The 22,188-nt window shown below is 59.6% G+C and carries 18 protein-coding genes; 10 read left to right on the top strand and 8 right to left on the bottom strand.

Going from position 1 to position 22,188, the window contains the following annotated elements; all coding sequences use genetic code 11:
- Positions 1–135: 135 nt before the first annotated feature.
- The 5 genes from BL107_RS07085 to menD are packed head-to-tail and all read right to left on the bottom strand — an operon-like array spanning position 136 to position 5,639.
- A complete protein-coding gene (locus tag BL107_RS07085; protein ID WP_009789616.1) occupies positions 136–882 on the bottom strand; it encodes a hypothetical protein in 747 nt (248 codons plus the stop codon).
- A gap of 12 nt (positions 883–894) precedes the next feature.
- Positions 895–2,436 (bottom strand): glycogen synthase GlgA, encoded by a 1,542-nt coding sequence (glgA, locus tag BL107_RS07080; RefSeq protein ID WP_009789615.1) that lies wholly within the window; start codon positions 2,434–2,436, stop codon positions 895–897.
- A gap of 59 nt (positions 2,437–2,495) precedes the next feature.
- The gene (locus BL107_RS07075) at positions 2,496–3,041 is read right to left on the bottom strand and encodes a L,D-transpeptidase (RefSeq protein ID WP_037988245.1); all 546 of its coding nucleotides are present in this window, start codon (positions 3,039–3,041) and stop codon (positions 2,496–2,498) included.
- 4 nt (positions 3,042–3,045) lie between these two features.
- Complete coding sequence (gene menB / locus BL107_RS07070) at positions 3,046–3,915, bottom strand: 1,4-dihydroxy-2-naphthoyl-CoA synthase (RefSeq protein WP_009789613.1); 870 nt, start codon at positions 3,913–3,915, stop codon at positions 3,046–3,048.
- 5 nt (positions 3,916–3,920) lie between these two features.
- Positions 3,921–5,639, bottom strand: a complete 1,719-nt coding sequence (gene menD, locus BL107_RS07065; RefSeq protein ID WP_009789612.1) for a 2-succinyl-5-enolpyruvyl-6-hydroxy-3-cyclohexene-1-carboxylic-acid synthase — start codon at positions 5,637–5,639, stop codon at positions 3,921–3,923.
- A gap of 78 nt (positions 5,640–5,717) precedes the next feature.
- On the opposite strand from menD, the gene lepB reads away from it, so the two are divergent.
- Both lepB and BL107_RS07055 read left to right on the top strand, forming a co-directional pair.
- Positions 5,718–6,308 (top strand): signal peptidase I, encoded by a 591-nt coding sequence (gene lepB, locus BL107_RS07060; protein WP_009789611.1) that lies wholly within the window; start codon positions 5,718–5,720, stop codon positions 6,306–6,308.
- Between the two features lie 48 nt (positions 6,309–6,356).
- Positions 6,357–6,707 (top strand): DUF760 domain-containing protein, encoded by a 351-nt coding sequence (locus BL107_RS07055; protein WP_009789610.1) that lies wholly within the window; start codon positions 6,357–6,359, stop codon positions 6,705–6,707.
- Between the two features lie 28 nt (positions 6,708–6,735).
- Here the strand turns inward: BL107_RS07055 and BL107_RS07050 are convergent, their stop codons facing one another.
- Both BL107_RS07050 and BL107_RS07045 read right to left on the bottom strand, forming a co-directional pair.
- Positions 6,736–7,464, bottom strand: a complete 729-nt coding sequence (locus BL107_RS07050) for a 16S rRNA (uracil(1498)-N(3))-methyltransferase (RefSeq protein WP_009789609.1) — start codon at positions 7,462–7,464, stop codon at positions 6,736–6,738.
- A 27-nt stretch (positions 7,465–7,491) separates the two neighbouring features.
- Complete coding sequence (locus tag BL107_RS07045; RefSeq protein ID WP_009789608.1) at positions 7,492–8,676, bottom strand: DUF4336 domain-containing protein; 1,185 nt, start codon at positions 8,674–8,676, stop codon at positions 7,492–7,494.
- A gap of 114 nt (positions 8,677–8,790) precedes the next feature.
- Here BL107_RS07045 and BL107_RS07040 point away from each other — a divergent pair, with 114 nt between their 5' ends.
- The 4 genes from BL107_RS07040 (at position 8,791) to BL107_RS07025 (ending at position 11,617) form a co-directional block, all read left to right on the top strand.
- Entirely contained in the window at positions 8,791–10,014 is a 1,224-nt protein-coding gene (locus BL107_RS07040) for a hypothetical protein (RefSeq protein ID WP_009789607.1), read from the top strand.
- Positions 10,015–10,138: 124 nt separating this feature from the next.
- The gene (locus tag BL107_RS07035) at positions 10,139–10,624 is read left to right on the top strand and encodes a hypothetical protein (protein WP_009789606.1); all 486 of its coding nucleotides are present in this window, start codon (positions 10,139–10,141) and stop codon (positions 10,622–10,624) included.
- Positions 10,608–10,976, top strand: coding sequence for a hypothetical protein (locus BL107_RS07030; protein WP_009789605.1), 369 nt, complete (start codon positions 10,608–10,610; stop codon positions 10,974–10,976). Before BL107_RS07035 ends, BL107_RS07030 begins: the two co-directional genes overlap by 17 nt.
- Positions 10,973–11,617, top strand: a complete 645-nt coding sequence (locus tag BL107_RS07025) for an HD domain-containing protein (protein ID WP_009789604.1) — start codon at positions 10,973–10,975, stop codon at positions 11,615–11,617. Before BL107_RS07030 ends, BL107_RS07025 begins: the two co-directional genes overlap by 4 nt.
- A gap of 9 nt (positions 11,618–11,626) precedes the next feature.
- Here BL107_RS07025 and BL107_RS07020 read toward each other — a convergent pair whose 3' ends face one another.
- The gene (locus BL107_RS07020) at positions 11,627–11,935 is read right to left on the bottom strand and encodes a hypothetical protein (RefSeq protein WP_009789603.1); all 309 of its coding nucleotides are present in this window, start codon (positions 11,933–11,935) and stop codon (positions 11,627–11,629) included.
- 117 nt (positions 11,936–12,052) lie between these two features.
- On the opposite strand from BL107_RS07020, the gene BL107_RS07015 reads away from it, so the two are divergent.
- From BL107_RS07015 to BL107_RS07000, 4 genes are read left to right on the top strand one after another with little or no spacing between them, the layout of a single operon-like run.
- Positions 12,053–15,631, top strand: coding sequence for a TM0106 family RecB-like putative nuclease (locus BL107_RS07015; protein ID WP_009789602.1), 3,579 nt, complete (start codon positions 12,053–12,055; stop codon positions 15,629–15,631).
- Positions 15,628–18,711 carry an ATP-binding protein gene (locus tag BL107_RS07010; RefSeq protein WP_009789601.1) on the top strand — a complete coding sequence of 1,028 codons (3,084 nt, stop codon included), beginning with the start codon at positions 15,628–15,630 and terminating at the stop codon, positions 18,709–18,711. Before BL107_RS07015 ends, BL107_RS07010 begins: the two co-directional genes overlap by 4 nt.
- Entirely contained in the window at positions 18,708–19,160 is a 453-nt protein-coding gene (locus BL107_RS07005; RefSeq protein WP_009789600.1) for a hypothetical protein, read from the top strand. Before BL107_RS07010 ends, BL107_RS07005 begins: the two co-directional genes overlap by 4 nt.
- Before the next feature lie 10 nt (positions 19,161–19,170).
- Positions 19,171–22,182 (top strand): DUF1156 domain-containing protein, encoded by a 3,012-nt coding sequence (locus tag BL107_RS07000; protein WP_009789599.1) that lies wholly within the window; start codon positions 19,171–19,173, stop codon positions 22,180–22,182.
- The last annotated feature ends 6 nt before the right edge of the window (positions 22,183–22,188 follow it).

Raw genomic sequence — 22,188 nt, 5'->3', positions numbered from 1 at the left:
CAACGAGGGGCACAAAAAAGTCACCAGGTTGGAGCGAGCGACTGTCGGTACAGATCCGACCGAGGGCCATATCAGGATCTGGAATTGGCCCCAACGGAGCTCCCCAGCAGGCGATCAGCTGACGAACAGTGATGGTCATCCCACTGAGTTGGACTCAAACAAAATCATGCCGCTCCCAACGCGAGCCGAGCGCCCCAAAAGCGTCTGCTGACCATCAACAAGTTGCAAGCTGCTATAGCCCAAATCCCTAGACCGCTGCTGCCAGTCTTCGGCGATGGAGGTTCGCACCGATGGCCCTAGGTTGTTCCAGGCATCCGAAACCTGGAGCACCAGTCGGTTTTGCGCCGGTTGGGGTGTGGCCGATGCCAACAACCCTTCAGGGGCCGATCCATCCAAGAACAGATCCAACAAGGGGTTGAGATCGAGCTCGGGAAGGGGTGGATCCTCGAAGTCGAGCAGCGTTGGTTCGGGCTCCAACGCTGGCTGCGGTTGCGGGGTGATCAGCGGCTCTGGGAGGAGTGGTTCCTGGACAACCGTTTCCGGAAGGACGCCATCCAGCACAAGCCCATCTCTGGCCACAACACCCGGCACTGGTTCAGGAAGGGTGGGATGGGCGCTCTGCCACCAGCGCAGACTGGCCAGAGGCACAGCCACCACCAAGACAAGAACGACAGGCCAAAAAATCGAAGCGAGGTTCCGCGGCCAAAAGCCTGGAACGGAGAGGTCCCCCTCACCGTTTCGCCGCCAAAGCTCCTGCGCCCGTAACTGCAGATCCGCAAGCAATGCCTGCAGATTGCGGGCAAACTCCAACCATGGACTGACGTAGGGAGCCGGGAGGTTGCCTGGCTCCTGACGGGGATCTGATTCGCTGCCGACCTGCACGCTCAAGGGGAGTTAACCAGACCGACGGCCAAACAGTCGGTTTAATGGATTCCGTCCGGGGGGCGTCATCGGCGCGGGGCTGCTGCTGGACGGTTCCATATCGATCTGATCAGCGCGGGACGGATCCGCGTCTTGGCCCCGGGAGAACTGCTCAAGCAACGCTGCGTCGGGAGTGGGCTCCTTGATGCCACAAACGTCTTTGTACATCAAGTCGTACTCCACGGCGGAACGATCCCAGCTGTAGTCCTCTGTCATGCCGCGTTTCTGGAGGTCTTGCCAGCTACTGCGATGGCGGTAAGCCTCCCAAGCACGCACCAGGGCCGTGTAGAAGTCCACTGGCTCGAAACGGTCGAAGCAAAATCCAGTGCCCCGATCCGCATTTGGGTCGTGGGGGGGAACGGTGTCGACCAAACCACCCACTTTCCGCACCACAGGCACGGAGCCATAACGCATGGCATAGAGCTGACTAATGCCGCAGGGCTCGAAGCGACTTGGCATCAGGAACGCATCGCTGCCGGCGTAGATCAGACGGGAAAGATCATCGTCATAGGTCAGAAAAACAGCGCACTTACCCGGATAGCGGGAGGCCAGCTGCCAAAGGCCTGATTCAAGGCCACGATCGCCCGTTCCCAACACCACGATTTGCGAGTCGGTGTAGGAGAGCAAGCGGTCGGCGACCTGCAGAAGGAGATCAACACCTTTCTGATCCACCAGACGTGTCACCATCCCGAGCAGGAATGCGTCATCGCGCACCTCCAGCCCCATTCGCTCTTGAAGCACCTTTTTGCAAACCGCCTTGCCGGTGAGGTCTGCGGCGCTGTAGTTCGCGGGGAGCGCCTTATCGGTGGCGGGATCCCACGCCTCGAGATCAATGCCGTTCAAAATGCCGCGCAATTTGCCCGACACAAAATTGAGCAGGCCATCGAGATTTTCACCGTATTCAGCGGTGCGGATCTCTTGGGCATAGGTGGGAGATACCGCATTCACCCGATCCGCATTGATCAGGGCAGCGGCCATGGTGTGATCCCCCTGCATGTACCAAGGGCACCAGGTGATCCGATCCAGCTTCCAGCGCCACGGACCTTGGTATTTGAGGTTATGGATCGTGAAAACGGTGCTGATCTCTGGGTCTTGATGCATCCAGACCGGAATCATGCCGGTATGCCAGTCGTGGCAATGCAGCACCTGGGGCTTCCACACGTTCCATGAGAATTCCGCCGCTGCGCTGGCAAAAAAGGTGAAGCGCCAATCTTCGTCTTCGCCGCCGTAAATGCGCTCTGGATCGAAAACGGGATGCCCCACCAGATAAATAGTCATGCCATTGGTGGGGTGCTTTGCCTCATAAACGGCAAATTCCGTTCCCATGGTTTGAGCCCGCCAGATCGGCTCATCAGGAATTTGAAGCTTGCTCCAAAGCTGGCTGTAGCCCGGCATGATCAGGCGTACATCGTGGCCGAGCTTGGCCAGGGCGGGAGGTAACGAGCCGACCACATCGCCCATTCCACCCACCTTGATCATCGGCGCGCATTCCGCGGCAGCGAACAGGATGCGCATGGATGAGATACAGCGTTAGCGCGGCGACTTTACGGGGGATTTGCCGATCTGGTCCCGTCTCAAGGCAGCACAGTGACTGGCGTTCCCAGCTTCACTTGGCCGTAAAGGGTGCTCACATTTTCATTCAGTAGACGAACACAGCCGTGGGACACCGCCCGACCCACCGTCCAGCGGTGGGGTGTTCCATGAAATCCAGTGCTGGTGCAGCCCTTAATCGTGATCCATTGATCACCGTCATGGGCATCACGGCCACGGCAATCACGGTGAAAGCCAATCCAGTGGCTGCCGAGGGGATTCGCACTGCTCTGGTCGGCAACGCGATCACCGGACACCGGATGCACCCACACCGGGTTGTCGATTTTTTCCAACACCTTGAAGCGACCGGTGGGGGTTTCCCAGCCGGGCATTCCAATGGCCACAGGGAACGCTTGTCGCAAGGCGCCACTCTCGAGCAGCAACACGCGACGGCGGTCGCGCAACATCACCACGTGAAGGCCTGGCTTTTGACGCAGCTGCTTGGGCACAGCCACCAACGCGGCCATCACTGTGTCCATCGACGCTGCCTGCAACAGCGGTATGGGCTCTGGCAATGGCGACGGAATCATTAAATCAAGGTAACCAGCCCGTTTGGCCGAAGTCGGGAGGACGTTTTTCAAGAAAGGCATCGCGCCCTTCCATCGCCTCATCCGTTCGATAGAAGAGGTGGGTGGCATTGCCGGCCAATTCCTGAAGGCCAGCCAGGCCATCGGTTTCGGCGTTGAAGGCGGCCTTCAAACACCGAATCGCCGTCGGGCTGTGTTGCATCACCTCCCGAGCCCAGCGCACCCCCTCCGCTTCGAGCTCTTCGAGGGGCACCACAGCATTCACCAAACCCATCTCCAAGGCGTCCTTGGCGCCATAGCGCCGACACAGAAACCAAATTTCCCGGGCTTTGCGCTGACCGACCACCCGGGCCAAATAACCAGCACCAAACCCCCCATCAAAACTGCCAACCTTTGGGCCGGTTTGGCCAAAAACGGCGTTGTCGGCCGCCAGGCTGAGATCGCACAGCAGATGAAGCACCTGTCCACCACCCATGGCATACCCCGCCACCAGAGCGACCACCACCTTGGGCAGGCTGCGAATGATCCGCTGCAAATCCAAGACGTTCAGCCTCGGAAGGCCATCGTCACCGACGTAACCACCATCGCCACGCACGCTCTGGTCACCGCCAGAGCAAAAGGCATAAGCGCCATCCTCAGCCGGACCAACCCCTGTGAACAGCACCACACCGATGGCCCGGTCATCGCGGATGCGGGTGAACGCATCACAGAGCTCATTCACCGTCTGAGGGCGGAAGGCATTGCGCTTGGCGGGGCGATTGATCGCGACCCGGGCAATCCCTTCCGCGGAGCGGTCCACCAAGATGTCTTGGTAGGTGCCCCACGGCTGCCATTCGGTCAACGACGCCCCGGGTAGAACCTGTTGCGATTCGGCCATAGCTCCTAAACCCCAGGCTCAACATTCTGGGCAGCCAAACGAAGCTTGCGGCGAAATGCAGCATCGGCATGGCGATCCGTGCACACCCGCAGCAACACCGGACCTTGCTGAGCCAAGGCCCAGGAGAGCGCCTCAGGCAGATCGTCGATCGCTGCGATGGAGCGACCTGGCACACCGTGGGCCGCCGCCAGGGCGATGGGATTCACCCGCTGGGGCATGGCAAACAACGCATCAAACCGCTGTGGCGAATCTTGTTCAATCGGGAGTTGCTGGAAGATGCCCCCCCCACCGTTATCGATCAGCAGCACCACCAATGGCGGGCCATCCGATTGGCCGTGCAACCAACCGTTGCTGTCGTGAAGTAAGGCTAAATCGCCCGTAACCAGGAGCATCGGACCCGTTTCAAGGGCGAGTCCCATGGCCAACGACAAGGTGCCATCGATGCCAGAGGCCCCGCGAAAGCTGAAACAGCGGCGGTTGCTTCCGGCCCGGCCGCTCCAGGTGAGCCAATCGCGCACGGGAGAACTGGCGGCAAGCATCACCGGAAGGCCAGGCGGCAACAGGTCTGCCAGTTGAAACGCCAAGGCGGGTTCAGAAACGGGACCCTCGGGCACCAACTGTTCTTCCAGCCAAAGACCCAAACCCTGGTCGCGCCGCAACCAAGCCGAGTGGTCTGCAGATAGTGGCCGCGAAGCTTGATCCAACGGCTGCGCAGAACACCACGCCGCGAGTCCACCGCTCCACTGCTTGGCCAACCCCAGGGGATCCAAGTAGCGCGGCTCCCCCTCTGTGATCAGCACTTGATCACCTGAGTTGCGCTGGAGCCAGACCTCTAAACGTCGGCTCGCGGGCAACGGGCCCAGCCGCAACACCTGCAAGGGCTCAGGGCTGGTGAGCTGCTCGAGCTGTAGGTCCCAATGGTGCAATCGTCCTGGCAGGTCGACGGGCAAAGCAGCCAAGGGATCGGCCAAAAGAGGCCAGCCGCTGCACACCAACCAAGCGCGAACGGCCTGCTGATAAACGGAGAGATCTTGAGACAGACCACGCCATGGGCCAGCAATGACGACACCGGGCCGCGATGGATCCAATCGGGGGACATCGCGATGGGATTGGGTCGTCGACGGCCGGAGGGGGAAAAGCAATGCTTCGTCGTGGGCTAAGACGGCATCCAGCAGTGGCTGATGCTCTGCCAGCGCTGCATGGATCGGTTCCTCCACGGGAAGGTTGAGATGCACGGGGCCCGCTGCCGCTTGATCTACCGCTTGATTCGACCCGTGGGCCTGGCTCCAGGCCTGAGCCGCAAGCTCAAGCACGGCAGGGGAGGCCATGGCATGCAACCCCTCAGGGGCACCATCGCCAAACCAACGACAGGCGGGACGCAAAAAGTGCTCCTGATTCACCGTTTGATTGGCGCCACACGCCTTGAGTCGGATCGGACGATCAGCGGTGATAACGAGCAACGGTTGACAGGACCGATCAGCTTCAATCACCGCGGGCAGCAGATTGGCGACCGCCGTTCCCGAGGTGGTCACCACAGCCACGCCGGTGCCACCAGCGGTAGCCAGCCCCAATGCCAAAAATGCTGCCGACCGTTCATCAATGGCAGTGTTGAGCTGAAGCTGCCCAGACGACGCCAGCAAACCAGCTGCTGTCGCTAACGATCCAGAACGACTCCCAGGACAGAGCACCAAACGGCGCAGACCAAGCTCGATCAAGCCCTTCAACAGGGTTAGAGAGGCATGGAGATTGTCGCGGGCAATCGACAGGGGAACAGGCCAAGCTTGTGTGATCTTCGGTCAACGATGACCAATCCCACGCCTCCTTCCAACACTGATCAGAACAAAGGCTTCTGGCGCAGCTTGATTCTCTGGGCCGTTCTTGCCCTGTTGTTGCGGTGGTATGTGCTCGAACCCCGCTGGATCCCATCCGGATCGATGTTGCCCACGCTGCAGTTGCAAGATCGAATCCTGGTGGAGAAAGTGCGTCCACGCGTTCAGCGGATTCAACACAACCACCTGCATCGCAATGATGTGGTGGTGTTCGAACCGCCCGAGGCCTTGATTGCTTCGGGCTACGACGCCAAAGCGGCTTTGATCAAGCGTTTGGTGGGCCTCCCTGGAGATGTCGTGGCCGTTGAGGGGGGCGTGCTGATCCGCAATGGAGAGCCCGTCAATGAACCGTGGCTGTCGGAACGCATGGATTACGCCATGGCAGCGATCACCGTGCCGGAGGATCAGCTTTGGGTCATGGGAGACAACCGCAATGCCAGCCTGGATTCCCATCTGTGGGGAACGCTGCCGGAACAGAACGTGATCGGTACCGCGATTTGGCGGTACTGGCCGCTTCGACGGTTCGGTCCGATACGGTTGTCCCCCACCTCAGATCGCGGTTGAAACCAAGGGCTTGGGTTAGTGTCGGGAAACGGATGCAGAGCACACGGGATGTTTAACCCCGAGTTCCTGGCCACAGACAACAGTGACGGACAAGCGGGAAACAGCCTGATTCAGTATCTGCAGGATCAGTCTCCCGACACCCTTCAACGTGTCGCGAAATCAGCCAGCAACGATATTCAAGACATCATTCGGCACAACGTTCAAGGGTTGTTGGGTGTGTTGCCCGGTGAGCACTTTGAAGTGAAGGTGACGGCCAATCGCGACAACCTCGCGAACATGCTGGCCTCCGCAATGATGACTGGGTATTTCTTGCGTCAAATGGAGCAGCGCAAGGAGTTGGAAGAAACCCTGTTCGCTGATGAGCAAATGGCCGTCGACGACGACGAACTCAATCTTTGATAGTTTGCCTTTTTTAAGGCAACCACATTCAAAGCTCGTTTGAACCTGGGAGCGCTTGGGCAAGAACGGTTGTAAGGGCCGTATCAACGCTCAAAATTCGAGTGCCGAGATTGATGCGTTGGGCGATCGTTGTTTCCGCCAATTGGATTTCAAACGGAACAAAACCACCCTCCGGCCCGATCATCACCACCGCTGGGGTTGAAGAGCAATCCGATAGGGCGATTGGGGCCTCCATATCAGCAATCCAACAGGGGCGTCCTGCACAAATCTGAATGAGTTGGTCTTCCACAAACGGTCGAAATCGGGGGCACAAATGAACACGCGGCGCGATGGTATCCCGCGACCGTTCCATACCAGCGACCAAGGCTTGATCAATTGCATCGACTTGTAATAACGGACTCTGCCAATAACTTTTTTCCACCCTGGCGCTGTTGATTAGGTAGAGATTTTGGACACCAAATTCAGCAACAGCGCGAAAAATTCGGCGCAACATTTTGGGCCGAGGCAGGGCTAAAACAAGATCAAAATGATGGCGAGGTGGGGGTGAATCGTGGAGTTCAACGCTTAATTGCACCGCACCATCCTGGATCGATGTCACCTCGCCTTGGCCTTGCAGGCCATCTCTCAAACCAACACGCAGTTGGTCCCCCACAGTTGATTTCAAAACATCGCAAATATGGATGGCACGTTGATCACGAAGTAACACTGAATGATCATCCAGCCAGTGATCCTTAGATGAGAGCAGAATGATATTCATCAGATTATGGAAACACGCAAGTGATCACTAGATCTGTTTTGGAACAACCCCTAAATCAAGGAGTTGTTGATCAATCGAACCCAGAAATTCCCAACTACCGGTGCTGGGAGCCCAATCTCGTTGGGTTAATTGGCCGCGTAGTTCCTGGATGCGCTCAGGGGTGAAACTGAGCGGAGCGCTGTAGTGGGCGGGCACCAGCCAGCAAAGTTCAGAGCGTTGCGACAGTTGATCTAACCAGGCCAAAAGCGTGGCCCGAGCCCGCGGCAGCACCAAACGCTCAAGCACCGGCGCCACCTGGAGGTGGGGCTCCTGCTCTCCCATCAACGCATTGGCGGCCGAACGCCAATCGGGCTCCCACTGGAACGGATAGAGGCCGAAATGGGCACGGGCGGAGCGCAAGCCAGGCTTCATCGCATGCCGTAAAACATCCGCAAACGAGGGAACCACCAAGGGTTCGGGCCTCAAATAGGACGCAAACAACACCAACCGAGCCCAGCCCCGGCGACGGGCCTCCAGGCTGTCGGCCAAAGGTTCATCGCCCCGCTCGCGGGAATGAAACAACAAGGGGGTTGGATCTCGATCAAAAATGGCGGGGGGGTTGGCCGCGATGCCAACCAAGGCATCCGTCACCACTAGGGCAGCGGACGGGCGATGCAAACAACTGATCTCCTGAAAGCGACCCACGCCGAGGTCCAGTGGACCCAGCGAAATCCAGTCGCAAACGTCGGGATGGGGAACGCCATCTTCAAGCAATATCCGGGTCCGACTAGACGGAATGCCAAGCCAACTCAGCGGAAGTTGCACCGGAAAACTCCACTGCCCGGGGCACACCCAAAGCTCGGACTTTGGGAACGCACGCGCCAGCGCCGACAACGGCAATTTGTGCTCCAAACCAGAAGCGGTGGGCAGCACGATCGTGCAGACGGGGCCATGCTCGGCTTCGAGTTCTTTGATCGCGGCGCATAACTCAACCGTGGGCGGCAACGGGTTGATCAACATCAAGCCACCGGTTACCTTCACCACGGTGAGTCGGATCGGCACGGCCACGTAATAAACGCCTTGGAGCTGCTCAAAGCTCCACACCTGTCCGGGGATCAGCTCTTCAACATGGGTGGCTCGCTTGCCGTAGGGGTACAACGGCAGCAGCGGCCACCAAGGCCAGCGTTGATCAGCTGGCGAGATGCCCTCAGTTGCACTCAGATCGCTTGCCATCACTCAAATCGACTGTTCCGTGGTATCAGGTTGTGCAAGTGGGCATAACCTTGTGCAAGTGGCTTTAGGGACATTTTAGGGATAAACTAGGCAGATAAGCCGCCCTGTCCCTAGATGACAGACACCACTGGGCAACGCCGAAACAGCGCAAGGCTGAAGCAGCTCTCCCAGTATCTCCGGACTGTTCATCCAGAGCGACACGGGCTGTCCCTCAGACGTAAAACCAGACCGAATGGTCAGGATTTGGTCTATCTCTCGTTCAGGACGCGACCTGATGGGGGTGGTGACCAGAAGTGGCTGAAACTCACCGCGTCCTATGAGGACACAGACCTTGCTATTTCTCGTGCCATCGATCAGGCACTAGCGGACTTCGACAGCAACATCAGCAGGAATGCAGGTGGTCCGGTTGGCAGTTCTTTGGGCATCCATCTACGACATGCATTAAGTCGCATCGAAACAGACGGCAACTCTGAGAAGCACGCTGCTCGTCGCGTGAAGTGGCTTAAGGGCTGCGTTCAGTGGCTCTCCGAGAACAACGGCAGGGCTACGAGCCGAGAGGATTTGCTGCGTTGGATCGCGAGTTGGCCAGCAGAAGCGAGAAGTCGTCGAGACGCCATCTCCGCTGCCTGCTTGATCTTTGGGATCGCGACGGATGGCAAGCAACTGAACCCTGGCAAGGAGTTTGCTTACCAAGAACCTCAGGCAGGGCAGGGAAGACCGATTGATCCTGATGAGGTACAGCGCGTCATTTTGAAACTCTGGGATCGAGCTGAAACCTCTGAGCTTGCTCATGCAGCCGCTTGGCTCACCTCTTGGGTCGCTCTTACCGGTGCGCGTGGAGCGATGGTGATGGCGTCACAACTGTTGTGGACTTCGCCAGGCAGCGTGGAAGTAGCCGTTGGGGGTTATGTGGAATGCCGTGACAGCAAGAGGGGTAGGAATCGACAAGCCCAACTCTGCCCTTCATGGAGAGAGCTTCTAGAAGCCGTTGGGATTGAAAAACTGAGCACTCCTCCTCAACGCCTCCGAGATGCCGCCAGCCCATGGGATGAGAAACCCAACCAAGATCAACAGAGGAGAACAGAACAAGAACTAAATGCCATTCATGGGTGGATCTGGAGAGAATTCTCAGAAGATCACGGATTGAAAGCTGATCGCGATCTCATCGGGCTACGCACTCTTCGGCACAACGCTGCAAGACGACTGCTGGAAGTGAAACAACTCGACCTTCTCCAGATTGCAGGACTCCTCTCAACCTCTGAAGACATGCTCCGGAAGACCTATTCCGACCATCACCGCTTCCGCTCGAACGAAATCATCCGAGAGGTCTTTGGTTGAAGGTTTGAAATTTCTGAGCTGTCGGACAAAACCTGAGCTGATGCGAATCCTGAATATCCCCTGAGTGGGGGATCTAAAAAGTCGAAACCTCCTGCATGCTCTTAAAAGCACCTGTGGGATCCATATGACAACGTCGTTTCCTTCTACCGGGACGTTTCCAGCAGAACCGACTGAGCTGCAACGGGGCGAGCTGGATGCTGTTTACCTCGAACTGCGCAAGAGCTATCGCAGCCTGATGGTGAGTCGGGGGCTTTACAGGGGCAAAGCCGATCGCAATCGAGCAGCGATGCAACAGCTCGAAACGAAGCTCAGAGAGATTGCCACCCGCGAGGCATCCATCAGACAGGAGGCCTACGAGATGCTGGAGATCGTCACCAATGTTGTGGGCGAACTGGAAGACGCTGGCGACGATCTGGTGAACGAATTTGGGGCCTATCAGATGGGGCGCCGGACTTACCAAGGCGGCAGTTTCATTGGTCGCCTCGTGAAAGCGGTTGCCACCTTCATTCGCCGCTGGACCTCGACGAAGCAGCAACTCGAAGCGATCGTTGAGAAACAGCAAACGATGCAGGCCACGCTCGAGGACGGAATCGATGGGACGACTCGCTGAAGCCCTCCGCGCCAACCTGAAATCCGTTGCGGAGTCCGACGCCAGAGCGCTGCGTGAGATGGACCAGGAGCTCAAAGCTGCAACCTCTGGAGTTGTGCCTGCTGAGGCTCAACTCACGGGCCAGGTGAATGCCAAAGCGCTGCTGGGCAAGGGCAGTTTCAAGCAGCAAACCGTGACCACGCTCAAGCGCCTCTGCAAAGAGAACGGAATCAAGGGCTTCTCCAAACAGAAGAAAGCGGAGCTGTGCAAAACCTTGGAAGCTCAAGGCATTCAGGCACCACCTCCACCGCTCGAGAGCTTCAGCAAAAAGGAGCTTGTGGCCATGCTCAAAACCCTCTTGGAACTGAAATGACAATCACTCCCCGTTACGGGGAAGCACTGCTCTGGACAGAGGCGTTGCATCGCAAACAACGGCGCAAAGGAAAAACTGTTCCCTACATCTCCCATCTGATCAGCGTTAGCGCGTTGGTGTGGGAAGACGGTGGCGATGAAGATCAGGCGATCGCTGCGCTGCTGCACGACGCCATCGAAGACGCTGACCAAACCCATGCTTCGATCACCAAGCGCTTTGGGGAGGCGGTGGCCGACATCGTGCGGGACTGCACCGACACAAGCCCTGATGCTGCATTTGGAGAAAAAGAACCCTGGCTGCTGCGTAAGACCCGCTATTTGGCGTCGTTACAGAAGAAACCATTGACATCCCTTCTCGTGACAGCGGCCGACAAGGCCCACAACGCTGGCGACATGGTGATGGATGCCCGCAAACATCCAGCGATGTGGAGCAAATTCAATGCTGGCCTGGAGGGTTCCGCTTGGTATTTACTGCGGATGCATCAGGAACTGGTGGATCGGCTACCTGAGAGCCGGTCGGTGCAAAAGCTGGAAGAAGCGGTGCAAGAAATTCTGTCCAGCGCGGTTTACCAAGAGTTGGTGCCTCAAGGCCAACCAACAGAAGCTTGGACGCAGAGTTATCCAGAGCGCCATCAGAGCTAAGAACAGCTCCTACGCCAACTCTCGAGCGTCCACTTTTTGCCGAATCGCTCCAAGTAGCTCACGGATTAACGACTGATCGGTAGACATCCCGCCGCTATGACGTTCTCGGCGCGCTTCAAAGAACAAGGCACAGCGAAGTTCCGTGAGTGTTTTGGCCTCTCCACCGTTGGCTAAATCGGCACAAGGTTTAAATCCACCTTGAACGTCGTAGCCGTTGATTGTGTGAGCAAAGCGACTCCATGCATCCCAATTGACATCGGGATCCGGGATGTCGTCCAACTGCAAATCCTGATTACTGATCGGGTTAATGGATGACATTCTTCGATTTGGACTTGTCTGATGAGTTTGGATCGAACAATGAATGACTAAATCCCCCATTTGGGTGATCTCATCCATTTAAGAATTGAACAAACTGATGAGGCATTGATATCGACCATGCCCGTCCGCTTGATCACACCGAGCCAGCTATCGATGTTTTCGATCAGCCCGGTGATCGGCGCGTGGTGGCAGGAGCTGGAAGCGCGCAAGCTGTTTGATGAGACCAAGCCAGCGGTGAGTGAGCTGGATCAGCAACTGTTTGCCGACGGCCTGCGCCATGAGCAGGTGTTACTTAACAAGCTGGAAAAGGAGGGCCACAGCATTGCCCGGCTCCCCGGCAAACAAACCGAAGCCGACTACGCCGCCACCCAGGCTGCGATGGCGGAGGGGTTCGACTTCATCCATCAAGCATCTATTTGCCACGGCGGCATGCGCGGCAGTGCTGATCTGTTGCGCAAGATCGAGCAGCCATCGGCCCTGGGCAATTGGAGCTACATCCCGATTGAATGCAAGCTGGCGAGTAAGCCCAAAACCACCTTCCTGGTTCAAGCGTCGGCCTACTGCGAACTGCTCACTCCGCTGCTGGGGTATCGCCCCAATCAGTTCGAGCTCTATCTCGGCGGTGGCAAGTTTCAGCGCTACGCCACCGATCAATTCTGGGCCTGGTATCAACTGCTGCGTCAACGCTTTGCGGCGTTTCAAGAGAGTTTTGACCCCAGCCAAGTGCCGGAGAATGCCCCTGGTGATCACGGCGGCTGGACGGCATTCATCAACGAACGGCTCGAGCAGCAGCGCGATCTGATGCTTGTGGCGGGCATGCGCCAGAGCCAACGCCAGAAACTACGCTCCGAAGGCATCAGCACGATCGAACAGCTGGCGGCCTTGCCGGCTGGCAGCAGTGTGAAAGGGCTGTCTGGCGAGACCTTGCATGAGCTGCGTCAGCAGGCGGAATTGCAGCTCACGCCTGTGGATGCCAACGGCCGGCCGGCCTATCGGCTTCGGCCGCTGGTGGAGGGCAAAGGATTGGGAGCACTGCCGGCAGCGGATCCCGGCGACATCTGGTTCGACATGGAGGGCATCCAGGATTCCGTTGCGGGAACCAAGCTCGAATACCTCTTCGGCGCTTGCTACCGCGACAGCCCGGAGGGCAAACCCCGCTTCAAAGGCTGGTGGGCCCACAACGAAAAGGAAGAGAAAAACGCCTTTGAAGGCTGGGTGGATTGGGTGGAAGCGCGGCGGCGGAGCCATCCCGGCCTGCACGTCCACCACTACGCGGCCTACGAAAAAACAGCGATGCGGCGGCTGGCGCAGCAGCATGCCACGCGGGAAGCGGAGATCGACGCTTGGCTACGCAGCGGCCTACTGGTGGACCTACTGCCGGTGGTGACCAGCGCGATCGTTCTGGGTGAGCCGAGTTACTCGATCAAGAAGGTGGAGCACCTTTATATGGAGCAACGCCAAGCGGGGGTGACCAACGCCGGCGATTCGGTGGTGGCTTACCTGCACTGGCAGCTCTCCGGCGAGCCGGAGTTACCCGGTGAAGCACCTAAAGCCAGCCCGAAGCTGCAGGCGATTGAGGACTACAACCGCGAAGACTGTGAAAGCACGGTGTACCTGCACGACTGGCTGCTGAAGCTCAGGCGTGAGCAAGGCCTGCCGGAACAGCCCCTGCAGCTGCCTCTGGATGAGGCTGATCAGGAGCCCCGGGAACCACAACCCCTCGAGCTGCTCAGCCAACAGCTGCTCGAAGAGATTCCCGACCACCTGGCAGATGAGGGTGCACTGGGGCCACGCGGGATGAGCTGGCGGGCCCAAAGGCTGCTGGCTCAGCTGCTTCCCTTCCATCACCGCGAAGCCAAGGTGGGCTGGTGGGCCTATTTCGATCGCCGGACCAAGGCCGAACTCAGCCCAGCGGAGCTGATCGACGACGGCGAAGCGATCGCCGACGCCCAATGGGTGGGGATGGACGAACGACCCAGTGCCCGCACCGGCGCCGACATCCACCACTTCCGCTTTGACCCCAGCCAACCGCTGAAATTGCATGCCGGTGCTGGCGACAGTCGGCTGACGGTGGAACTGCCCGCCACCGGCCTGAAGCTGGATGTGGATGCGCTCGATGCCGAACGGGGAACGCTGAGCCTGAAGCTGCCCTGGAGCAAACGCGATCAACGCCTCGCCAATGGCGACGGCGAAGGCATCCCCAAAGACGCCACCTCGGTGATCAAGGTGCCGGCCGACATCAGCAAGAGCCTGCGCGAACGGCTGGAGGAGCAGGCCATGGCGTGGGTGCACGAGCACCAGCCGATCCCACCGGCAATCCTGCAACTGCTGGAACGGCACCCGTTGCCAGCACTACAAGAGCTCAATGCAGCGATTGCCGGAGATCCCAACGCCGTTGCCGATGCCCTGGCGGGGTTTCTGAAGGAGCACTCAGGCATCAGTCTGGCGCTGCAGGGCCCTCCTGGGACGGGAAAAACCACCGTCACGGGCCAGGTGATTGCCCAACTGGTGGCATCAGGCCAACGGGTGGCGATCAGCTCGAACGGCCACGCCGCTATCAACAACCTTCTCAAGAAAGCCAGGAGCACCTGCAGCGCTTCGGGGGTGGCGGGCGAGGTGGTGAAGTGCAGCAACAGCAAGGAAGACGCGCTGACAACCGAAGGCATCAGCGTGGTTAAGCCCGGTCAACTCAGCGATGCCATGGCGGTGGTGGGCGGCACCACTTGGATGTTCTGCAAAGAGGAGCTGGCGGATCAGTTCGATTGGCTGGTTGTGGATGAGGCGGGGCAGATGTCGCTCGCCAATCTGTTGGTGATGGCACGTTGTGCCCGCTCGATCTTGCTGGTGGGCGATCAACAGCAATTGGCCCAGCCCTCCCAGGCCGATCATCCAGGGGATTCAGGTCAGAGCTGCCTGGAGTATTGGATGGAGGGGGCCTCGGTGGTGCCAAGCGATCGCGGCGTGTTTCTCTCCACCAGCTGGCGGATGGAACCAAGCCTCACCGCAATGGTGAGTGCGCTGTTTTATGAGGGCCGGCTGAAGGCCAGCTCCGCCAATTGCAGAAATCGCATCGAATGGGCCAAACCCTGCCAAAGCAGTTGCGGACAGCTATACCCAGGGCAAGGCCTGCTGTTTGATCCGGTGGAGCACAGCGGCAACAGCGTCTGCAGCGAGGAAGAAATCAACCGAATCGAAGATCTTGTCGATGCCCTACTAGGGGACTACTACCAACACGCCAAAGCCGGCGGCATCGCAGAAGGCAAGCTGACGCCAGACAAAATCCTGGTGACGGCGCCCTACAACGTGCAGGTGAACCGGCTGCAGCAACGGCTGAATGGCAAAGCCCGGGTGGGCACGGTGGACAAGTTCCAAGGCCAGGAGGCCCCCGTTGCCATCCACTCGCTCACGGCGAGCAGTGGTGATGAAGCACCACGGGGGCTGAGCTTTCTGCTGGAACCCAACCGCTTGAACGTGGCGATCAGCCGGGCCCAATGCCTCTCGATCGTGGTGGGTTCACCCAGCCTGGCCAGCGGTATCGCCAACACGGTGGCGGAGGCCGAGCAGATCAATCGTCTTTGCCGAATTGCCACCTCTGTCTCCCCCATTCAGGGGATGGCAAGAGCCACAACTGGATCTGAAATAGACAACAGGAACACAGAACCTGATTTGCTCTTTCAGAGCTCAGTGCCGATATGAATACGCCAAACATTTACGAGCTCTGCCGGCCACGGGCCGATGTTTTGGAAGGGAGGATCCGCGATGAGGACTTTGCTGCCGACCTGAGCCAGGTGCTGAAGGGCACGGCTCCAGAGCTCTACAAGAACCCGGCCCTGTTCTTCGCGAATACGCATCCCACAAAAGGCCTGCGGGATCTGTTCTTGGCGGTGGTGGACAGGCTCACCAGCTCCAGCAGCCAGTTGGGCAGCATCCTCCGGCTCGATACCAGCTACGGCGGCGGTAAGACCCATGCCTTGATCGGCCTGAACCATATCCTCACGGCGGCTGATCAGATCCCGAACCTGGCGGAGTTCATTGATCCCGCCCGCCTGCCTAGCCAGAAGGTCACGGTGGCGGCCTTCGACGGGGAGAACGCCGACCCGATGAATGGCCGGCGCATGGAGGGCAACGTGCTCGCCTTCACTCCCTGGGGTGAGCTTGCTGTGCAGCTGGCAGGCCCGGCGGGCTACGAGCGCATCCGCAACAGCGACCGTCTCGGAGCGTCTCCTCCGGGCGCTGAAACCCTGCGGGAGCTGATCGGTGATCGGCCGGTGCTGATCCTGATCGATGAGCTTTCGATCTATCTGCGCAAGATCAAGGGCCCTGCCGCTGGCCAGGCAGCCGAGCAGCTCACCCCCTTCCTCACCGACCTGATCAAGGCGGTGAACTCCTCCCCTCAGGCAGTGCTGGTGTTCACCCTGGCTCTTGGCAAGGGCGGCCAGACGGTGGATGCCTATGGGGAGGAAAACCAGCGGATTGATCGGATTTTCTCTGAGCTGCAGTCAGTTACGGGCCGGCAGATCACGGCTCTTACCCCCACCAGCGAAGACGAAACGGTTCAGGTGCTGACACGCCGCCTGTTCGAGTCGATCGATCACAGCCGGGTGGAGGAGGTGGTTCAGGCCTACCAGGACCTCTGGAGCCGCACCGCTGAGGCCTTGCCGCCGTTGGGGCAAAGCGATGATCGCGCTGCCAATTTGCGCAAGGGCTATCCGCTTCACCCGGAGCTGATCGACACCCTGATGCAGAAGACCTCCACCCTGGAGAACTTCCAGCGAGTCCGGGGCATGCTGCGGTTGCTGGCTCAGACCCTTGGCCAGCTCTGGCGTGAACAGCCACCGGGTGTCACGGCTGTTCATCTCCACCACATCGATCCGGGCAATACGCGGATTCGGCTGGAGCTCTCCACCAAGCTGGGCTTGCAGGCCTTCATCCCGGCGATCAGGGCAGATGTGTCCACCACACAGGGCGAGGGAGGAAATGCCCTTGCCCAGAGGCTGGATGCCCAGGAGTTCACGGGGATGGAGCCCTACGGATCGATGGCAGCGCGCACGGTGCTGTTTCACTCCCTGGCATTTAACGAACCGCTGAAGGGCCTTAGCCGCCTGGAGCTGAACTACAGCCTCTATGCCCCGGCAGTGGATCCGGCTTTTGTTGATAAGGCGGTGCGCCTCCTCCAGGAAGAGTCGGAGTATCTCGACGACAGCGGCAACAGCAAGCTGCGCTTCCTCACCGACGCCAACCTCAACCAAATGGTCAGGAAACGGGAGGGACAGTTCGATCTGGAAAGCGTGCGCGAGGAGCTGAACCGACGCATCGGCACGATCTTCGCCAAGCAACGGCTGGAGCCTGTGCTGTTCCCCTCCAGCCCGGCTGAGATCCCAGACGACACGGATGGGCCATACCTGGCAGTGATCCACTGGGAAGGCCACACCGTGGAACAGGCGAGCATCCAGCTGCCGGAACTTGTGCAGCGGCTGTTCAAAGAGAAGGGTGACAACGCCAATGTGCGCCTGAACCGCAACAACCTGGTGTTCGTCTGCGCCGATGCTCTGCAGGTGGACGACATGCTGCGCAAGGCCCGCACCTACCTGGCGCTGCAGCAGATGCAGCAGGGGGATTTATTCGCGAGCCTCCAGTCACACCAACAGGACCAGGTGAAAGAGCGCTACGGCCAGGCTCAGCAGGGTTTCGCCCTGGCAGTGCAGCAGTGCTATCGGCACGTGTTTTATCCCGAGCGGGGCCAGTGGCCCGAGGTACCTCTCACCCACGCTGCGATCACCGTCACCAACGCCAGCAGTGAGCCTGGGGTGGGCCAGAAACAGGTGGAGCGGGTGCTGCGGGAAGCCCGGGAGCTTGTGTTGGCGGATGACGCGCCGCCGGCCCCGAATTACATGGCCGACAAGACACCCCTCAAGCGCATGGGGGTGATGAGCACGCGGGATCTGCGCAACGAGTACTACCGCGATCCGGCGCTGCCGATCCTGCTGGGAGATGAAGTGCTCAAGAAATGCTTGCGCATGGGCCTGGATCAGGGCCTGTTCGTTTACAAGGAAGGCGATCGCCTCGAAAGCCAGGGCTTACCACCCGGATCCATCTCGATCAGTGAGGACGGCAAGGTTTACATGATGGAGAAGGCGCTGGAGGTAAGCGTCTGGCCGCCGAAAACATCAGCTTCAGCCGCTGAGTCAGGTGTGGATCAACCCACCGTCTTTGGCGGTGAGGGAGTAACAACTCCGGTGACCGGAAGGGAAGAGATGGGAACCACTTTTCAGGTAGGACTTGGCTCCATCAGCACCGGCGGTGGCGGAGCAGGCGTTTCGCCACCTCCAGGGCCTGGGGTGATCGAGCGCACCGACAACGTGAAGACAGCCCTCACCCAGCTGGCCCAGCAGGTGAGCAGCTCGGGCCAGGGGATCAAGAGCCTCACCTGGCGGATGAACAGTGGCGATGGCTTCCTTCCCATGGCTTTGCTCAAGGCCGAGCCTGACGCCACGGTGCGGGTGGAAATGATGGAAGGCGGCTGGAGCAGTGGTGACGGCAATGCCGAATGGAGCTTCGACTTCAACGGCACTCCCGAGGAGGCAACCCATCTGCGGGGCTTCATCGAGGGCCAATGGCGGCGAGGCGGGGAGAGGTCACTAGACATCACCTATCAGCTCCGATACGAGCCTCCCTTGCGCTGGGATGACGGCGGCGAGGCCTGGATTACGCGCCTCACCCGAGCAGGTCTCAGCGCCCAGACCGCCACGATCCGCCTGGAGCTCACCAACCCATGACGCAGGCGATCGCTTCTGGCCGCCCGGCCTACGAACTGCGCAGCAAGCAGCGCGGCCCCAGCGATCTGGAGCTGGAGGTGTGGCAGGTGCCCAGCACAGCTACTCCGGAGCTCAAGGAGCCCAAGCGGGTCGCTGGTTTGAGTGGACACAAACTCCTCATCGTTGAGGGTTCTGTTCTTCGGAAGTTGAAAGCCGAAAAGGTGAGCCTGGCCAAGCTCAAAAAGGGCGAGAGCCGGCGAGACGCTCTTTCTGAAGATCTCGCGATGGCGATAGGTCTGCTGTTCAAGCTGTTGGCTCCCATGCGCAACGTGTCATTCATGGAGAACTGCGCCCGAGGTATTGATGGCATGGCCCGTGAAGAATCGGCCTATTGGCTGGGCATGGCGATGCACCGCAGGAACCCGCGACGGGTGTTGGCGGCACTGCGTCTTCTTCTCTCTGCGAACTGAGTTCAGAACCATGACCAAACGTCTGATCGAAGAGTGGTTGCCAATTGCCGAAATCGGCATCGAAGGCGTGCGTGAACGGACGCCGATGACGCCCTTCCCGGCGCCGAACCGCTTGCATGTGTGGTGGGCGCGGCGTCCGCTGGTGGCTTCACGGGCTGCGGTGTTGGCGTCATTACTGCCGGCCGATGCTGATCGAAGCACGTTCATGCACATGCTCGGGATCCATGGGGATCCGGTGGCGGCGAAGAAGCGGATCGCCAAAGCAACGCGTGAAGGTGTCCGTCTCGGTGCCAACGCCTACGGCTATAGCCGTGCGTTCAGTCACACACCCAGCGAGAAGGAGCTGTTCTGGCTTCAAGAGGAAGCCCAGAAGCTCGGCATTTCTCGGCCAACCGTGCTCGATCCCACTGCAGGTGGCGGGGCGATCCCGTTCGAGGCCCTGCGCCTGGGCTGCACCACCTTCGCCAACGACATCAACCCCGTGGCGGTGCTTGTGGAGAAGGCCACCTTCGAGTGGCCGGCGAAGTTCGGCCCTGCCTTGGTCGATGAGGTGAAGCGGCTGGGCAATGAACTCTCCAGCCGCGTGCGCGAGCGCCTGAGCTGGGCTTTCCCACCGGAACCCTCAGCAGATTGCCGGCCTGATGGCTTCCTCTGGGCCCGCACCATCCACTGCCCATACTGCGCCGGCAGGGTGCCGCTGTCTCCCAACTGGAAGCTGGCGCCTAATGGTACTGGCGTGAAGGTGGTGCCGCAGTTGGGCGATGGCCCAGGTGATGCCAGTCGCCACTGCAGCTTCGTGATCGTGGGCAGTGCTGGCGAGCAGAGTGACGGCACGGTGAAAGGCGGCGATTCCACCTGCCCCTATCCCGACTGCGGCCGGGTGATTGATGCCTCTCAGATACAGGCCCAAGCTCAGGCCGGTGACATGGGAGAGCAGTTGTATGCAGTGGTGTTCAAGCACAAGCTGCCCACCCAGTACACCAAAACCGGCAAGCCCAAGAAAGACAAGTGGGAACGTGGCTACCGAGCCCCACTCCCGGAAGACGACAACAGCGCCGCGATCGAAGCCGCCATGGCGGAGAAGTTGCCGGAGTGGGAAGCGCTGGATTGCATCCCTTCGGAGGAAATTCCCCCTGGCCACAAAACTGGGGACCATGGGGATTCTGTGGGTACTGACTTACCTCTAAAGAGAGGCGACACACACTGGTCAAAAATGTTCTCCCGCCGCCAGCTGCTCTGCCATGGCACCAGCGTGGAGATCTTCCGAGCGCTTCTGAATGAAGAATCGGCCAAGCCTGGTGGGCTCACAGAAACCGCTCGATCCGCTTTCGGCTGCATCGCCCTCGCTCTCGACAAGCTTCGCGATTACAACTCGCGGATGACGCGTTGGCACAGGAGCCGCGAAGTCATGGTCAACACTTTTGACAGTCATGACTTTGGATTCAAGTGGTCCTATGCAGAGATGGCTCCATTGATCGTGGGCCTCGGCTACGACTGGGCCTTCGGGCAGGTGGCCAAGTGCATCGGCGAGCTCACCGACCTCATCTCTCCAGACAATGGGTCGGTCGCTGACGCAGGTCCCCTGTTTTCAGCGAGTACGGCTACAGCTCAGCCCAGCTCCACAGCTCCGGTGGTGATCTCCTGCGGCTCCGGTGATTCACTGGACCACCTCGATGACGGCACGGTAGATGCGGTGGTGATGGACCCGCCCTATTACGACAACGTGATGTATGCGGAGCTGAGCGATTTCTTCTACGTGTGGCTCAAACGCACTGCTGGCCTGCTCTACCCCGAGCTGTTCATGGCGCCTCTCACCGATAAAGACAACGAAGCCGTTGCCAACCCCGCCCTACACAAGGGCAAGAAGGGCGCGAAGGCTCTCGCTGGCCTCGACTACCAGCAGAAGATGGCCGAGATTTTCGCGGAATGTCGCCGCGTCCTTAAGGATGACGGTGTGATGACCCTGATGTTCACCCACAAAGCCACGGGGGCCTGGGATGCACTGACCAAGGGCCTGATCGATGCCGGCTTTGCCATCACCGCCTCCTGGCCGATCAACACTGAGGCTGAGGGCTCGCTCCACATCAAGGACAAGTCGGCCGCCAACAGCACGATCTTTCTAGTGTGCCGCCCACGCCCTGATCAGAAGCTAGAAGACGGGGTGCAGTACTGGGAAGACCTTGAACCCCGCGTGAAGGCGGCTGTGCGCCAGCGCATCGAGCAGTTCCAGGCCGGTGGCATTCGCGGTGTTGACCTCTACCTCTCCTGTTTCGGTCCGGCCCTGGAGGAGTTCTCCCTGCACTGGCCGATCAAGCGCGGCCAGCCCAAGCCCATCGAAGAAAAAACAAAGAAGCGAGGTCGTGCTCAGCTCACCCTCGATGAACTGCTCAAGGAAGACGACCCCTACGCCGTCACCCCTGAAGACGCCCTTGATGCTGCTCGCCGTGAGGTGAAGGCCTGGCGGATGGAGAAGCTCACCTCCGGCTCTCGCCGCGCTCAGCTCGATCCGCTCACCGAGTGGTTCGTGCTGGCCTGGGATGCCTTTGAGGCGCCGCAGTTCCCGTTCGATGAAGCCCTGCGCCTCGCTCGCGTCGTGGGTCTCGACCTTGATAAAGACGTGGTGGGTGTGCTGGCCGAGAAGAAGACCAGCAACCTGATCCTTTGGGACAGCTCCACCCGCGCCACCAAAGGCAAGCTCGGCTCCCCTGATGGCACCCGCTCCTGGATCGATGCCATCCACCACTGTGCCCATCGGGCCCGCAGCATCGACCTCAACGCTGCCAAGCAGTTGCTCGATGACAACGGCCTGGCTAACAGCGCCGACTTCCTCACTGCTCTGGAGGCCGTGCTGGAGGTGCTGCCCCTCTCAGCCCGCTACACCGGCTTTGATCCGGTGAAGGCCGCTGCGCCTGCTGCCTCCGACTTCGAAGCCCTGGAGAACCTGCGTCGGCTTGCCTTAGCGGAGGAGGTGCCGGCACCGAAGCAGCTGGAAATGGTGCTCGCGGAACTGGCTGAGGTTTAGGCAGCC

The organism is Synechococcus sp. BL107, assembly GCF_000153805.1.
Lineage (GTDB): Bacteria > Cyanobacteriota > Cyanobacteriia > PCC-6307 > Cyanobiaceae > Parasynechococcus.
The sequence above is the reverse complement of the archived record's forward strand: the minus strand, read 5'-3'. Positions and strand labels throughout refer to the sequence as shown.